This is a genomic window from Mesoflavibacter sp. (assembly GCF_964226795.1).
Lineage (GTDB): Bacteria > Bacteroidota > Bacteroidia > Flavobacteriales > Flavobacteriaceae > Mesoflavibacter > Mesoflavibacter zeaxanthinifaciens.
In genome coordinates, this window is sequence record NZ_CAXQQP010000005.1 from 145,850 (window position 1) to 162,545 (window position 16,696).

Annotated in this window: 13 protein-coding genes; 6 read left to right on the top strand and 7 right to left on the bottom strand. The window is 29.9% G+C overall.

Annotated elements, in window-relative coordinates; translation table 11 throughout:
* The first annotated feature begins 6 nt into the window (after positions 1–6).
* Genes ACEQT4_RS02945 through ACEQT4_RS02960 form a run of 4 tightly spaced genes read left to right on the top strand, consistent with a single transcriptional unit; the run spans position 7 to position 4,985 of the window.
* Positions 7–2,265, top strand: a complete 2,259-nt coding sequence (locus tag ACEQT4_RS02945; RefSeq protein ID WP_370225942.1) for a hypothetical protein — start codon at positions 7–9, stop codon at positions 2,263–2,265.
* A 19-nt stretch (positions 2,266–2,284) separates the two neighbouring features.
* Positions 2,285–3,295 (top strand): hypothetical protein, encoded by a 1,011-nt coding sequence (locus ACEQT4_RS02950; protein WP_370225943.1) that lies wholly within the window; start codon positions 2,285–2,287, stop codon positions 3,293–3,295.
* A 3-nt stretch (positions 3,296–3,298) separates the two neighbouring features.
* Positions 3,299–4,315: a hypothetical protein gene (locus tag ACEQT4_RS02955; protein ID WP_370225944.1), complete on the top strand. Its 1,017-nt coding sequence runs from the start codon at positions 3,299–3,301 to the stop codon at positions 4,313–4,315.
* A gap of 46 nt (positions 4,316–4,361) precedes the next feature.
* Positions 4,362–4,985: a hypothetical protein gene (locus ACEQT4_RS02960; protein ID WP_370225946.1), complete on the top strand. Its 624-nt coding sequence runs from the start codon at positions 4,362–4,364 to the stop codon at positions 4,983–4,985.
* Positions 4,986–5,038: 53 nt separating this feature from the next.
* On the opposite strand, the gene ACEQT4_RS02965 is transcribed toward ACEQT4_RS02960, so the two are convergent.
* The 4 genes from ACEQT4_RS02965 to metG all read right to left on the bottom strand — a co-directional run bounded on the left by ACEQT4_RS02965 (position 5,039) and on the right by metG (position 9,987).
* Positions 5,039–5,740 (bottom strand): OmpA family protein, encoded by a 702-nt coding sequence (locus ACEQT4_RS02965; protein ID WP_370225947.1) that lies wholly within the window; start codon positions 5,738–5,740, stop codon positions 5,039–5,041.
* 12 nt (positions 5,741–5,752) lie between these two features.
* Complete coding sequence (locus tag ACEQT4_RS02970) at positions 5,753–6,223, bottom strand: lipocalin (protein ID WP_370225948.1); 471 nt, start codon at positions 6,221–6,223, stop codon at positions 5,753–5,755.
* 287 nt (positions 6,224–6,510) lie between these two features.
* Positions 6,511–7,839: a hypothetical protein gene (locus ACEQT4_RS02975; protein WP_370225950.1), complete on the bottom strand. Its 1,329-nt coding sequence runs from the start codon at positions 7,837–7,839 to the stop codon at positions 6,511–6,513.
* Between the two features lie 90 nt (positions 7,840–7,929).
* Positions 7,930–9,987, bottom strand: coding sequence for a methionine--tRNA ligase (gene metG, locus ACEQT4_RS02980; protein WP_370225951.1), 2,058 nt, complete (start codon positions 9,985–9,987; stop codon positions 7,930–7,932).
* A 72-nt stretch (positions 9,988–10,059) separates the two neighbouring features.
* Between metG and ACEQT4_RS02985 the strand changes: the two genes are divergently transcribed.
* Both ACEQT4_RS02985 and ACEQT4_RS02990 read left to right on the top strand, forming a co-directional pair.
* Positions 10,060–11,076 (top strand): LD-carboxypeptidase, encoded by a 1,017-nt coding sequence (locus ACEQT4_RS02985; RefSeq protein ID WP_370225952.1) that lies wholly within the window; start codon positions 10,060–10,062, stop codon positions 11,074–11,076.
* 2 nt (positions 11,077–11,078) lie between these two features.
* Positions 11,079–11,438, top strand: a complete 360-nt coding sequence (locus ACEQT4_RS02990) for a YraN family protein (RefSeq protein ID WP_027879576.1) — start codon at positions 11,079–11,081, stop codon at positions 11,436–11,438.
* On the opposite strand, the gene ACEQT4_RS02995 is transcribed toward ACEQT4_RS02990, so the two are convergent.
* The 3 genes from ACEQT4_RS02995 to mfd are packed head-to-tail and all read right to left on the bottom strand — an operon-like array spanning position 11,435 to position 16,518.
* On the bottom strand, positions 11,435–11,785 hold the full coding sequence (locus ACEQT4_RS02995) for a DUF2200 domain-containing protein (protein WP_370225954.1): 351 nt from the start codon (positions 11,783–11,785) through the stop codon (positions 11,435–11,437). The genes ACEQT4_RS02990 and ACEQT4_RS02995 overlap by 4 nt on opposite strands.
* A 29-nt stretch (positions 11,786–11,814) precedes the next feature.
* A complete protein-coding gene (locus ACEQT4_RS03000; protein WP_370225955.1) occupies positions 11,815–13,149 on the bottom strand; it encodes a TlpA family protein disulfide reductase in 1,335 nt (444 codons plus the stop codon).
* 30 nt (positions 13,150–13,179) lie between these two features.
* Positions 13,180–16,518 (bottom strand): transcription-repair coupling factor, encoded by a 3,339-nt coding sequence (mfd, locus tag ACEQT4_RS03005; protein WP_370225956.1) that lies wholly within the window; start codon positions 16,516–16,518, stop codon positions 13,180–13,182.
* Between the last annotated feature and the right edge of the window lie 178 nt (positions 16,519–16,696).

Consider the following 16,696-nt stretch of genomic DNA (forward strand, 5'->3'; position numbering starts at 1 on the left):
TTTAAGATGAAACATATATTAGTAAGTTTAATTTTACTATTTGTAGTAAAAGCAAATTCACAAACCATAGATTGGCAAAATGCACCACTTAATCCAGCTGCAGAATATTATACACTTAATCATTACAATTTAAATGGCGAAGTAAAAAAATCTTATTCTCTAGATTTTGTAGAAAGAACTCTAAATCTAGATTTTAATGAAAACGGATTTTTAACCAAAAAGCTAACTTCTGGACCAAGTAAATCTTTTAGAAGAAAATACGAATACTCTTATTCTGATTTTGGGATAATAAAGTCTTTAAAAGAAACAGCAATAAATAGTAAAGGTGAAGTTACATATACTTCTATATCCGATTTTATTTATAATAAAGATGGTTTAATCTATAAAGAAGTAAATAGAGAAAACAACTATACAACAGAATTTAATTACGATAATTATAAACGATTAGTGTCTATTAAAACTATTAATCCAGATGGTAGCCAAAATGATTTGATAACATTTAAATACAATCAAAAAGGTCAATTAACAGAAGAAAGAAAAGAATCTAAATATGGTAAGTATTTAATAACATTAAGTTATGAAATTAATGGTGATAAATTAAAAATTAATGCTAGCTCTTATAAAGATGGAGAGCTAATTAAAAAAGGAATTTACTCTCCTGGTGTTTTAAATCGTTACAAATCTTTTTCTTTTTCTAACAATCCACAAGCATTTGAATTTACAAAAGACGGTCACGAAGCGTATAAAAAAAATGCTATAGATATGAGTTTTGACCAGTATGGTAATTTTAGAAGAAAATATTCTAAAATATTTGAAAAGGTTTTGGATGAGACAGAAATAACGTATTACAACGGTATAGAAAGTAAAATTCAAGAACATAAAAATAACTCTAATGTAGTTACAAATTGTATGTCTGGAGACTGTAATAATGGATACGGAGAATATAAATTTGATGATATGACTATTACAGGATATTTTGAAAATGGTCAAGCTAACGGTTATGCAAATCAAATTTTTAGTAATGGCGATAATTATATTGGCAATTTTAATGACGGAAAAAGAGAAGGCTATGGTGTTTATACTTGGAAAGCCTCCAATACTATTTATTACGGAGAATGGAAAAACGATAAAATAGCAGGTTACGGTTATCTAACTAAGGATAATATTACATCAGAAGCAGGTATCTATCAAGATGGGAAATTAGTAACAAACTTAGGTCAAGATTATCTTAATAAAAAGGTGGGTAATTCATGTCAAGGTAACTGTGTAGACGGTTATGGGGCTATCATATACAATAATCAAGATTCTTATATAGGCTTTTTTAAAAATGGAAAACCATACAAAGTAGGAACAAGAAAATGGAAAGCAAATAATAGACTTTATGTGGGGCAATTTAATATAAATGGAGAGCCAACGGGAAATGGTCATGTATCAACCTTAGATTATATTTATTTTGGAAGTTTTATTAATGGCGAAGTTACAGGTAAAGCCATTAAAGTAAATAAAAAGACTAAAAAATTAGAAATCATAAACATTAAAAAAACAACTCCTTCTTTAAATACAACAACAACAACTAATGTTAACACTAATAGTAATGTAGGTTGTGTTTCTGGTAATTGTAATAACGGTTATGGAGAATATAAAGGTCAAACCTATACAATTAAAGGAGTTTTTAAAAACGGAAAAGCTAATGGTTATGGTCTGCAAACTTATGAAGGATCAGGGTTTTATGAAGGAAACTTTGTAAATGGATCAAGAGAAGGTTATGGGCTATACAAATGGTACGAAACAGGAAGTACATACTTTGGTCAGTGGAAAAATGGTAAACAAAACGGTTACGGTTATTATTCAAAAAATGGAAAAATAACAGAAGTTGGTTTTTATCAAGAAGGAAAAAGAACAAGAAATTTATTATCACAGAACTATCTTGATAACAGAAAGATTAATAATTGTATAGGAAATTGCAAAGATGGTTTTGGGACCTATTTTTTTACCAACGGAGACACATATCGTGGATTTTTCTCTAACGGGAAAAAACATTATTTCGGAAGTTATTTCTGGAAAAATGGGACTTCTTATTTTGGAGAGTATTATTACGATAAAGCAAATGGAATAGGTGATGAGTCATATAAGACATCAGGAACAAGGTACTTTGGTAGTTTTACTAATGGTCAAAGAGATGGTTTTGGTGTGTTTTTTAATAAATCAAGGACAGTAGATAGTTATGGTATTTGGTCTGATGGTACCTTAATAACAAGGTATTAATTGCTGAAAATAATTAATAATGAACAAAATAAATAAAATACTATTTACTACAGTTTTATTAGGTTTCCAATCTCTTAGCTTTGCTCAATTACTTCCTGATATAAGTAACATAGATTACGGTTTTACACAAAAGGTTACAAGAGTAGAAGCTATTAGCTACAATCTAAATAAAGAGCCAATTAAGACAGCTGTATATCAATTTAACAAAAATGGCTTTATAAAAGATTACCATATCGAAAATTTAAAAGACAATTCTTGGCAAAAAACAAAAAGCTATTACAAAAATGACAGACTTTATAAACGAGTTTTTAAGTACAGTAACATCAAGAAAAACAAAAAACACTCTTATACTTACAATACCAGCGGACAACTAATTAAAGAAACTATAACTCATAAAAATGGAGATATTAATAATATTGTTTACGATTATAAAAACAATAAGTTGCACCAAATTATATCAGATATAAACAACTCTAAAACTACCTATTTTTATTCTAACAAAGGAAATCTTTACAAAGCCATTAAAACTCAAAAAGATCAAAATGAAATAGAGCAAAATATCCATTATCTCTATCTTGAAGGAAAAGAAATTACATCATACGTATCGCTAAACTCAAATGTTTTAGTAACAACATATCAAAATGATTTTACATTGCAGTTTGACTTAAATGAAAATGAATTTGCTATCAATAAATTACAAAAAGGTATTAAGCGTTTTAACGAAGAAGCACCAAAGGATAAATTGCCTTTTAGTTTAAGAAGTTATTCTAACCAAACAGCACAATTTTACTCAAAATACAAGGATAAATTAAAAGATTCTAAAATTGTCTTTTTTGATTATGTAACAGATGACCAAAAGAATAAAATAACTTATGCTAAGGCAGATGTTAATGTACAAACAAAAACCATTGCCAGTATCCAATTTTATAAAACCAGTTTAACTAACGGCACCGTTGTTGGCGATACTAAACTTAACGATAAAGTGCTTGAAAAGTTTAAGGACATTCACCAAAGTCTAAATCAATTATAATACATGACATCTCAAAATTTATATGAAATCAAACCGCTGTCAGTTAAAGATAGAAAAAAGCTTAAGCGCCAATATGTGTATGTTGTAACGTTTGGTGTTTTTGTAGGTGCAATTTTTTTCTTCATTTATAATTTTGTTTTGTCATCTAGTGAAATGGGAAACATACCTGTTTTAGTTTTTGCATCTTTCGCCCTTATTTTTACTCTATTTATCTCCTACTTTTTTTGGGGTATTTATCTAGATTTAAAAAAAGGAATAAAATATTGCTATACAGGTATTGTTACCGATAAGAGAATAGATAAACATACTACTTCTTCTGCCCAACACAATAGAGCAGCTGGATCGCATAGAAATGGTTCTTCACGTAAAAATACACAAACACATTATTACATTACAATAGAAGACAAACAACACAGTGTTAATTATAAACAGTTTTCTCAGGTTAAAATAAATGATAAAGTTTACCTAGAAGTTAGTCCCAAAAAAAAGGAAGTTTTAGCCTTTAATGTTTTAGAAAAAAATACAGAAACAACAGAGTCGTATAATTCAACAATAAGAAAGCAAAATTTTGATAATATAGAAAAATCTCTTCCTATGAGAGAAAATGATATTGAATTAGTCAAAAAAATATTTTTTAAAAAAACACGAAAAAACCTAATATATCTAATACCAATTACAGTCTTGCTTTTTGTACTATGGAAAGGTATTTTTATATTTCTAATACCATTAATTTTTGCGTTTGTGTACTATTCAATTAAAGTCTTAATTCAAATTAATCAATACGCAAAGTTTAAACGAAATGGGTATTTAAAAACAATAAATAGGGTTGAGGTCATAGATAAGCTAAAGACAACTTCTAATAGACACTCTACAGCTTTTCAAATTAAAACCAGTAATGGTATTATTAATGTGTCAGAACATATTTATAATAAAGTACAAGCACATCAAAATTTACTTTTACACAAAGCTACTTTTGTAAACATATTGTACGACGTTAGTATAGATGAATTAAACAGTTAAAAAATCTTTCATAATATTTCAATAAACCGGATAAATATAAAATCATATGAATAGCTTTTCTTCTATTTTAGAAAAACCATTAAAATATTATTCCCAATGGGATTTTTTAGTGTTTACATTGCTTACAACTTTATCCATTTGGAGCGGACAAACAACCGTATTTTATGTGATTTTATTTTTCTGGTGGAATGAATTTATTAGAATAATTATCGATAGGATTTTTTTCAAAAGAAATAAAAACGCTGTACTAGCCAGCAATAAAACAACATCCATATTTGGTTCTATTATACAAATGGGAGTTTATTTTATTTTTATTGTTGTCTTTTTCGGGTTTATGGCAAACTGGAATAATGAAGTACTTATTTTTACTAACATGAAAGTACTATTCTTTAGAAACTGGTTTTTTAATATTAACCTATTATTTGTGACCATAGAACGTGTATTGTTACACATAAAACAAACACCAGTTAAAGTTAGTTTTGGTGCTTTTACACCTAATATGTTAGTGCTTCATGTATCTATTATTTTAGGAGTTATTCTTATGCTTTTTATAGTACGTAACTTTCCAGAAACGTTTACACCAACAAATTTGCTTGGGTCTGTACTTATTATTTTCCCTTTTTTAATGATAAGAGCACTTGCTTTATATTTTAGAATACGATATAAATAAAAAAGAGGTGTAATTTAAAATTTACACCTCTTTTTTCTATGTTCAAATAATTATTAATTAGACTCGTTTTGCGCGTCTTGTATCATTTTTTCATTTGGTAAAATAGCAATATTTACACGTCTGTTTTTAGCACGTCCTTCGGCAGTACTGTTATCATACATTGGTTGTGTTTCTCCAAACCAATTTGTTGTTAATCTTGTACCGCTAATACCATTGCTAGTTAAGTAATTAGTTACTGCATAAGCACGATTTTTAGAAAGTGTCATGTTATAATCGTCAGATCCAGAACTGTCTGTATGACCAACGACTAATAAATTAGTGTCAGGATATTCTTTAAACACACCTATAAGCTTGTTTAATGTAGCTTGTGAAGCAGCGTTTATGTTATACTTTTCAGTATCAAAATATACACCACTATTTTCATCAAACGTAACAACAATACCATCGTCCACACGTTCTACTTCTGCACCTGGTATTTCTTGCTCAATTTCTTGTGCTTGTTTATCCATTTTCTTTCCTATAAGCACTCCAGCAGTACCACCAACTACACCGCCAATTACGGCTCCTAATTCTCCGTTTCCGCCTTTTCCTACATTATTACCGATAATAGCACCTAAAACAGCGCCACTTGTTGCACCAATAACAGCACCTTTTTGTTTATTATTAGCATTTTTTACTGCATTACAGTTGGTAAGTCCAATACACATTAGTAGTGTTAGACTAAATATTGAAATCTTGTTAATTGTCTTTTTCATGGTTTTTTAGTTTTAAATTTTGGTGAAGTTCATTGTAATTACAAAAGGTCGTCCGTCTAAACTAACGGTTTGTTTCCATTGCATGTTGGTATCTGATAACTGAGATAGATTAACACGGTAACCTTGATTAGTTTCAGACTTATTTTTTTCGTTGGTTGGCTTTAATAAAAAGTCGTATAATCCCATTTCTGGACTTACTTCTTGTATGGTAAATACAAAGTTTCTTTCGCCAGACATACATCCTGCCGAGTTAATTGTATAAATTCCTGTGTTATTGTTAGGAATAAATTGCCAAGTACTACCTTCAAAACAAGATTTTGAAGCATCGTCAAATAGTGTAACGTTAAAAGTACCTGTTTGGTTGTAGGTAATCGAGTTTAAAACCCAATCGCCTTTAATGACTTTTTTAGAATCTCTCACGGTTTTTGGAGTTCCGCAAGATATAATACTTAAAGTCACTAATAATAAAATTAGTCGTTTCATAGTAATGGTTTTTGGTTTGTAACTATTATAAGTTACGAAAATCATCACCTTCTAGACGACTAATTAAGACAAGTTTATCATATCTTTCACTTTGCAGGTTTTATTGTAAATCGCAGTTTATCAACACTTTAACTGTTGTTTTAAAGTGTTTTGTTTTAACAATTTTTAACTTTAACAACTAAAAAAAATAAATTTCAAATCATTAATAAACTTCAATTTTTATTAGAACACTAATACGTGACTTTATTTAAATAAAAGTTATTATTAAAAACTTGAAAACTAATTATTTAAAACTTTAATAGGTGATAAGAACTTTCTTTTTGGTTAAAATAGCCAAAGAATAAGTCGTTTTTATGAAAAAAAACATCTTCACCACTAGAGTATTTTAATGTCGATTTATAGTCTTTTATTTTATTAAAAGGTGTTGATTCAAAACTACCTTTTACATGATTAAAATTAGAATCTAAAATTGAATTAAAATAAGTAGACTTTGTAGTTGTATAAGAATTAAATGAAAGATAAGTAGTGTTATAACCTGTAAAATTTCCATTTACAGTATTTACTGATCCCATATTTGGTTGGGTAATAACTTGAAAACCTCCTAAAGTTAGATAGTAATTACCATCATTTTTTGTAACATTGATTCCGATATTACCATTATTTATTTTTCTAAGATATTTTCGGGTTTCTTCTAACTCTCTAGTAGTAACAAATGGTAAAGCTGTTTGACCTTCTTGTATTATTGGAGAATTTTTAAAATGTATTTTTTTATCTTTAAAAATATTGAATTCTTTAATGACTTTAGAATCAAAATCTGAAATCACAAACTTTAAAGTTTCTTTAGATGAAGCTATTTGATAGATGTTATTCTCAAAAATAAACGAGTTAAAGTTTTTAAATTCGTGACTTTTAGACTTTGGATAAGGATAGATTTTGTAATCTAGATTTAGTTGCTCTAAATCTATTTTATATAAATGTGTTGCCAATTCGTTAACATCAAAAGTTAAGTATATGGATTTATCATTTTGATACATTTTGTTTTTGGCAGAAGTTTGTTCAATCGAGTTAAAAACTCTTTGTTCAATTTTGGTAATGTTTGTTTTTTCTTTACCAGAAAACATGAAAAGACCATACTGAAATTTTGTGCTAATTAAGTTAGTTTCGTCTTTAATTTCTTCTAATTCAAAAGATTTTACTAAATCAAATCCTTCATTATTATATACTCTAAGATTAAGTATAGAATCACTATTAGCAGATAAAATATATAATTTGTTTTTATAGTTGATAGCGTCTAAAAATAGGTCATTATCTAAATTAAGATCAACCTCAATAGATTCTCCTGAAAAATTATTAAAATCTAATTTTAAAATTGAGAATTTATTTCTTGAATCATTAGTGTAAAGTACGTGGTAGTTATTTTGTTTTATACTAAAACCTAAAACTTTGTTGTATTTTGATTTTATGTTTTTTGTTTTAATAAATTTTGTAGAATTAACTTTAAAGTTAGAATCACTTAAGTAAGCATAGATATCTTTGTTTTCAACTAAAATTATAGCTAAATCATTAGTTATAGAATTAGAAATAGTGTAAGAATTTTTTCTAACTCGTTTAGACATTTCAAGGTTTTTAAAAGTCAAAACTTCAGTTTGACTCCATAAAGAAAAGCTACAACAAAAAAGTAAAAAACAAAATATGTACCTCATAACCTAACTAATCTGCAACCCATTTTTGACCGTTGTATCAGGATTTACAAATACTAAATCACCTTCGGCATTTTCGGTCATTAAAATCATCCCTTCACTTTCTACACCACGTAAAGCTCTTGGTGCTAGGTTAACTAAAACAGTTACTTGTTTACCAACAACTTCTTCTGCAGTAAAACTCTCGGCAATACCAGAAACAATAGTGCGTACATCTATGCCAGTATCTACTTTTAAAACTAGTAATTTTTTGGCTTTAGGCATTTTTTCGGCTTCAATTATAGTTCCGACACGTAAATCTAATTTTGTAAAATCATCAAAAGTAATCGTGTCTTTTTGTGGCTCTACTTTTTTGTTAGCAGCTTCGTTAGCTTTTTTACTAGCTTCTAATTTATCTAATTGAATTTGAATGTCTTTGTCTTCAATTTTATTAAATAGTAATTCGCTTTGTCCAATTTGGTGATTAGCTGATAATAACACGTCTTTTGTTGAAATATCACTCCAAGACATCTCGACTGCGCTCGATGTGACATTCAAAATTTGTTTCAATTTAGTTGAAGTAAATGGTAAAAACGGTTCTGATAATGTAGCTAAAGCGCTAGCAATTTGTAAAGCAACATACATAATGGTTTGCGTACGTGCTTCATCTGTTTTTACTAATTTCCAAGGTTCTTCATCTGCAAGATATTTGTTACCAAGTCGTGCTAAATTCATTAGTTCTTGACTTGCTTCTCTAAAACGGTAACGTTCTAAAGAGCTTTCAATAACCGCAGGATAGGCTTTTACAGCAGCTAAAGTGTCTTCATCTATTGCTGTAAATGTTGAAGGCGTTGGCACAATACCATTGTAATATTTGTTAGTTAAAACGACAACACGGTTAATAAAGTTACCAAAAATAGCAACAAGTTCGTTGTTGTTTCTGGCTTGAAAATCTTTCCATGTAAAATCGTTATCCTTGGTTTCTGGTGCGTTAGCGGTTAAAGTGTAGCGTAATACATCTTGTTTACCAGGAAAATCTTTAAGGTAATCTGGTAACCAAACTGCCCAATTTTTTGAGGTTGATAATTTGTTGCCTTCTAAATTTAAAAATTCGTTAGCAGGTACATTGTCCGGTAAAATGTAGCTGCCTTCTGCTTTTAACATAGACGGGAAAATAATACAGTGAAACACGATATTATCTTTACCAATAAAGTGAACTAATTTAGTGTCTTGGTCTTTCCAATATGGTTCCCAATCTTTTCCTTCGCGTTCTGCCCATTCTTTAGTAGAAGAGATGTAGCCAATTGGCGCATCAAACCAAACGTAAAGTACTTTTCCTTCGCCACCTTCTACAGGAACAGGAATTCCCCAATCTAAATCGCGTGTTACTGCACGCGGACGTAATCCATCGTCTATCCAAGATTTAACTTGTCCGTATACGTTTGGTTTCCAGTCTTTTTTATGACCTTTTAAAATCCACTCGCGTAAAAAGTTTTCGTGTTTATTTAATGGTAAAAACCAGTGTTTTGTTTCTTTTAAAGTTGGTGTATTACCTGTTATTGCAGATTTAGGATTGATTAAATCTGTGGCGTTGTGCGATGTACCGCATTTTTCGCATTGGTCACCATAACTCTCTTCGTTACCACATTTTGGACAAGTTCCAATCACAAAACGATCGGCTAAAAATTGTTTAGCCTCTTCGTCGTATAATTGCTCTGTAACTTCTTCAACAAATTCGTTTTTATCGTATAAGGTTTTGAAAAATTCTGAAGCTGTATCATGATGAATTTTCGCCGATGTACGTGAGTAATTATCAAAGCTAATACCAAATTCTTCAAAAGAATCTTTAATAATTTTATGATATCTGTCTACAATTTCTTGTGGTGTAACACCTTCATTTTTTGCTTTTATAGTAATTGGCACACCATGCTCGTCACTTCCGCAGATAAAAGCAACATCGTTGCCAGTTAGACGCTTGTAACGTGCATAAATATCTGCCGGAACATAAACACCAGCCAAATGCCCAATATGAATAGGACCGTTAGTATAAGGTAAAGCAGCAGTAATTGTATATCTTTTTGACATCTTAAAATCTTTTTGAAGCCGTAAAAATACACATTTTAACAGCGATTTAGAAAAAAAATGTACATTTACAATATGTCAAAAAACAGATTTATAATTATTACTTTATTGGTGTTTCTTTTTACAGGAACTAACGCCATGATATCCCAAAATTCAAACTTTAAAAACCCAACAGAAAATTTGATACAACCACCATATTTAAAAGCTGGTGATACCGTTGCAATTGTAGCACCATCAGGAATTTTAAAACATAGAAATGAAGAAATTGAACGCGCAAAACGTTTATTAAAACAATGGAATCTTAATGTTGTTGTTGGTAAACATGTGTTTAATCAAGCCAATCATTTTGCAGGTACAGATCAAGAACGTTGTGAAGATTTTCAAAACGCTTTAGATAATCCAAATATTAAGGCTATTTGGTGCGCACGTGGCGGATACGGTACGGTTAGAATTTTGGATAAATTAGATTACACTAAATTTTTAGAACAGCCTAAATGGATTATTGGATATAGCGATATTACAGCACTACATAACCAAATACATAATTTAGGTGTACAAAGTCTACATGCGATGATGTGTGTAAGTTTACCTAAGGATGAAAGTGAAATAGAACAAACTATAGCGACGTTTAAAAAAGCCATTTTTGGTGACTCCTTAAGTTATACATTAGAAGGATCAAAATACAATCAAACAGGTGAAGTTACAGCACCAATTGTTGGAGGTAACTTGACGATACTTCATACTATGTTAGGTAGTAAAACTAGCGTTGATACTTCTGGAAAAATATTATTTATAGAAGAAATTGGCGAGTACAAATACCACATAGATCGTATGTTACAAAGTCTAAAACGTGCTGGTTATTTTGATCAATGTAAAGGTGTTATTGTTGGCGATATGACTAAGCTAAGAAAAAATACGACCCTTTGGGGAACATCTATAGAACAACTAATTTTAGATGCACTTGCCGATTATGATTTCCCGATTGCATTTAATATGCCAGCAGGACACGAAGATGATAATAGAGCTTTAATTTTAGGTAGAAAAGCTACTTTAAAAGTTGAAAAAACAAAATCTACACTTGTATTTGAATAGTAATGGCTAATCACAACCAGCTTGGTAAAAAAGGAGAACAACTTGCAGTCGATTTTTTAATTGAAAATGGCTACGATATTGTTGAACGTAATTACCGTTTTAATAAAGCTGAAGTCGATATTATTGCTCAAAAAGAAGATGTTTTAGCTATAATTGAAGTTAAAACACGATCTACAACAGATTTTGGAAATCCGCAAGATTTTGTAAAACCAAAACAAATAAAAAACTTAGTTAAAGCAGTAGATGAGTATGTGACTGTAAATAACCTAGAGGTAGATGTGCGTTTTGATATTATAGCAATTGTAAAAGAAGAAAAGCAATTTAATATTGAGCATTTAGAAGATGCTTTTTTCTTTTTTTAAGATCTTAAAATACTTTCCATTTTTTTGCCTCTAGCAAGCTCGTCTATTAACTTGTCCAAAAATCTAATTTTTTGCATTAAAGGATCTTCAATGTCTTCTACACGATAACCACAAATTAGACCTTTAATTTTATCAACGTTAGGATTAAGTTTTGGCGCTTTTTCAAAAAACGTTTCAAAGTCTATTTTAGTTTCTAAAATAGTATCTATATCTGCATTAGTATAACCTGTTAGCCAAGTAATAATAGTGTGTACATCTTCTTTTGTTTTTCCTTTTTTTTCGGCTTTAGTGATGTAATGAGGATACACACTAGCAAATGACATTGCAAAGACTCGGTTTTTTTTCATAATTATTAGATACTAGATTTTAAAGATAACTATTCTTCTAATGTTTTAGAAAAATAATCTTTAAAAGCTTCAAAGTCGTATGGTTTTTTAATAATTACTTTGTCTTTGTCAAGTATAAAATAGCTTGGTGTAGCTTTGACATTATAGTTGTTACCTATCTGGTTATCCCATTTTCCTTCACCAAAAACATGATAAAATTCTGGAAAATCGTATGTCATGTCTTTCCAGCGGTAACGGTCTTCATCCAAAGCAACAGCGATAACTTTTAATTGTTTTTTATCTATTGTTTTTACGTAGTTATGTAGTTGCGGAATTTCTTCTAAACAATGAGAACATGTTGTGCTCCAGAATATGATTAGGTAGTTTTCAGCTTCGTCTAAATCATGCATTTTTTTTACGGTAGCTTTACCGTTTTCATCATAGATTACAATATCAAAATTGTAACCTTTGTGACCTATTGATGCATTTTTAAAATTGGTAAGGTCTTTTATTAAATCTGTATCATTATCTGCTTTTGCTATGTCTAATAAGTATTTTGTTGCAATGTGATTGGCTACTGTTTCTATATTCTCGTAAGCAAATTGAGAATATAATACTTCTAATATTACTTTTTTTACTTTAGTGTTATTACCAATTGCTTTTACAGCAGTATCAATATTTTTTATATATGAAGCATTGGTTTGATCTTGATCTATAAAATTAAAAATATAGTTTAAAGTAGCTTCTATAAGAAAATTTGAGTTTTGTAAAATAGGATTGCTATAGTTGATGTGGTTAAAATATTCTGCTTTTGCTAGTTCTGAAAATGTTTTGGCATCTACATATTTAGTAGGTATATATGGCTTACTTGCAGTAATAAAGTTTAGTGCCATTTTGCCTTCTGCTGCTTTCTCAAATTCGGATTGTGTATTTTGTAAAATTTGTATGATTTTATTAAAATCTTCTTCGTTGTTTTCTCCTTTTAGGTAAAAGTTGTTAAGACTATTTGCAACTAATTGAATGCTTTTATTGTAAGATTTCCAAAGCTTATTTTCTTCAGATTTAATAAAGGTTAAACCATTGTCAAAGTCGTAAGTCAATTCTATATCTTCATTATTATATAAAAAATCAAAATTATATCGATCTTGTGGTTGATTGTAGACGATGCGGTATGTACCTGCAGGTTGATTTTTGTCTAAAGTAAAACTAAATGAACCGTCTTCTTTTATTTCGGCATTATTTACAAATTTGCTGGTTTGTGTTGTTACTTGATATAGAAAGGCAAATTTAAAATCGTCTGTATTTGGGAATTTTCCTTTTATGGTATGTTGTGCTAATGCAAAAAATGGAATTATAGCAAATACAAAAAATAACTTTTTATTCATGGGTTTTATTTTTTTATCAAGTTTCAAAAATTATTCCAAAATTGGTTTTAATACCTGAAGAGCTTTTTCTACTGTTTTTATATTATCAAAGGTAAGTAATAAACGTAAACCGTTACGTGTTTGTTTTTCTTTCATTTTACAAGTTTGTGGATGCGTTTGCACGTATTGTAACACTTTTGTAAAGTAATTACTTTGGTAAAATCCGCTTTTTTGGTCGTTAATAAAGTAACCAATAAGTTTACCTTTTTTCATGATTACTTTTTCTACACCTATTTTTGTAGCTATCCATTTAATTCTAACGCTGTTAAGCAAGTCTACTACTTGAGTTGGTAACTCGCCAAAACGATCTATTAATTGATTTTCGAAAGTAGTTAACTCGTCTTCCGTTTTTAGGTTGTTTAAAGTGGTATACAGGTTTAACCTTTCGGTTATGCTATTTACGTAATCGTCTGGGAAAAGTAGTTCAAAATCGGTATCGATTGTAATGTCTTTAACGTATTGCTTTTTCTCTTCAGGTTCGTCGTAAAGGTCTTTAAATTCATTTTCTTTAAGCTCTTCAATAGCTTCATTTAAGATTTTTTGGTAGGTATCAAAACCAATTTCGTTAATAAAACCACTTTGTTCGCCACCAAGTAAATCTCCTGCACCACGAATTTCTAAATCTTTCATTGCTATATTAAATCCGCTACCAAGCTCAGAAAACTGTTCTAATGCTTGAATACGTTTTCTGGCATCTGTTGTCATAGCGTGATAATCTGGAGTAATAAAATAGCAAAAAGCTTTTTTATTGCTTCGTCCGACACGACCGCGCATTTGGTGTAAATCACTTAACCCAAAATTGTTCGCATTATTAATAAAAATAGTATTGGCATTAGAAACGTCTAAACCACTTTCTATAATGGTTGTGCTTACTAAAACATCAAAAGTACCATTCATAAAGTTTAGCATAAGTTCTTCCAACTTTTTACCTTCTAATTGTCCGTGACCAACACCAATTTTTGCATCAGGCACTAAGCGTTGGATCATACCTGCAACTTCTTTGATGTTTTCAATACGATTATGGATAAAAAATACTTGTCCGCCACGTTCTATCTCGTAACTAACAGCATCTCTAATAGTTTCTTCGCTAAAACGAATAACATGACTTTCTATTGGATAACGGTTTGGTGGCGGCGTTGTAATTACCGATAAATCTCTTGCAGCCATTAAACTAAACTGAAGTGTACGCGGTATTGGTGTAGCAGTTAGCGTAAGTACGTCTACGTTTTCTTTTATGCTTTTAAGTTTTTCTTTAACAGCAACACCAAATTTTTGTTCTTCATCAACAATTAAAAGTCCTAAATCTTTAAACTTAACGCTTTTATTAACTAATTGATGTGTACCAATAATTATATCTACATGACCTTTTTCTAGTTTTTCTAAAGTGATGCGTTTTTCTTTTGCAGTTTTAAAACGGTTTACATAATCTACCGTTACCGGAAATTCTTTTAAACGCTCGCTAAAGGTTTTATGATGCTGAAAGGCTAGGATAGTAGTTGGTACTAAAACCGCAACTTGTTTACCATTATCTACAGCTTTAAAGGCAGCACGAATAGCGACTTCGGTTTTACCAAAACCAACATCACCACAAACCAATCTATCCATTGGTCTTTCGCTTTCCATATCGGCTTTAATATCTGCAGTAGCAGTAACTTGATCTGGCGTATCTTCATATAAAAATGAAGCTTCTAACTCATGCTGTAAATAACTATCAGGCTTATATTGAAATCCTTTTTTTAACTTACGTTTTGCGTATAGTTTTATTAAGTTGAAGGCAACGTGCTTAACTCTAGATTTGGTTTTTTCTTTAAGGGTTTTCCAAGCCTTACTACCTAGTTTATAGATTTTTGGTGGCGCACCATCTTTACCATTAAATTTAGTTATTTTATGCAAAGAGTGAATGCTTAGGTATAACACATCACGCTCGCCATACACTAATTTTATAGCTTCTTGTTTTTTACCATCTACATCAATTTTTTGTAGTCCGCCAAACTTACCAATACCATGATCTATATGCGTAACATAATCGCCAATGTCTAGATTTGTAAGTTCTTTTAAGGTAATGGCTTGTTTTTTTGCATAGCCATTTTTAAGATGAAATTTATGGTAACGTTCAAAAATTTGGTGATCTGTATAAACCACCATTTTTAAGTCGTGATCTATAAAACCTTGATATAAAGGTTGTACAACTGTTTGATAATGTACATTGCCATCAACATCTTCAAAAATATCATGAAAACGCTTTGCTTGTTGCTCGCTTACGCAAGTAATATAATTGGTGTAACCTTTGTCGTGATTAGCATTTAAATTATCTATTAATAAATTAAATTGTTTGTTAAATGCAGGTTGAGGGACTGTGTCAAACTTTACAAATTGCTCTGCTTTAAAAACAGATGTTGTCCCAAATTCGACTATGCTAAAATCTAATAATTCTTTTTTTAAGGTTTCAGAATTTGAAAATAGCTCATTTGGTTTGGCGTGTTTAAGCTCGGTAGATAAGTTGTTAAATGCAGTTTGAGCTTTATTGAAAAAATCGTCTATTCTGTTAAAAGTTAAATCGAAATTTTTCCCAAAAACAACTGTTTTTTGAGCGATGTATTGTAAAAAGCTTTGCCTTTTTTCTTCAATTAGTTTATTAGCAACATTAGGAATAATGCTAATTTTTTTAATTTGCTCTGTAGATAATTGTGTTTCTACATCAAAGGTACGAATGCTGTCTACTTCGTCACCAAAAAATTCTATACGATATGGTTGGTCGTGACTAAATGAAAACACATCTACAATACCGCCACGTACCGAAAATTCTCCAGGTTCGGTAACAAAATCTACACGTTTAAATTTGTATTCAAACAAGACTTCGTTTACAAAATCTATAGATAAATTATCGTTTACGGTAATTTTTAGTGTATTACGTTCTAGCTCTTTTCTAGTCACAACTTTTTCAAAAAGCGCATCTGGATACGTAACAATTATAGCAGGTTTTTTACGTGAGTTTATACGGTTTAAAACTTCTGCACGAAGTAAAACGTTGGCGTTATCTGTTTCTTCAATTTGGTAAGGTCTGCGATAGCTTCCTGGATAAAATAAAACATCGTTTTTATTTATTAAATGTTCTAAATCGTTTAAATAGAAAGCAGCTTCTTCTTTATCCTGAAATATTAGTAAAAATGGTAATTCGGATTGTTTAAAAATTTGTGAAATTATAAACGAAACCGAAGATCCTACTAATCCTTTAACATGTGTTTTACTTTTAGGTAGGGCAATAGCAGTTTGCAATTTTTGCGTTTGCAAAGATTGTAAATAGGCTTGCGAGATGTTAGATTTACTCACCTTTAATAGAATTTTTTGCAAATATAAGGCTTAGATTTTTTAAAAGCTTTCTGATTAATTAATTTAATCTGATATTAACAATACTAATGAATATGAATACTAAGAATAGGTTTAAAGTTTTGATAATAAAATATTTATATCATATTTAATGATGTTAAGTTTACATGTTAAAAAAAGA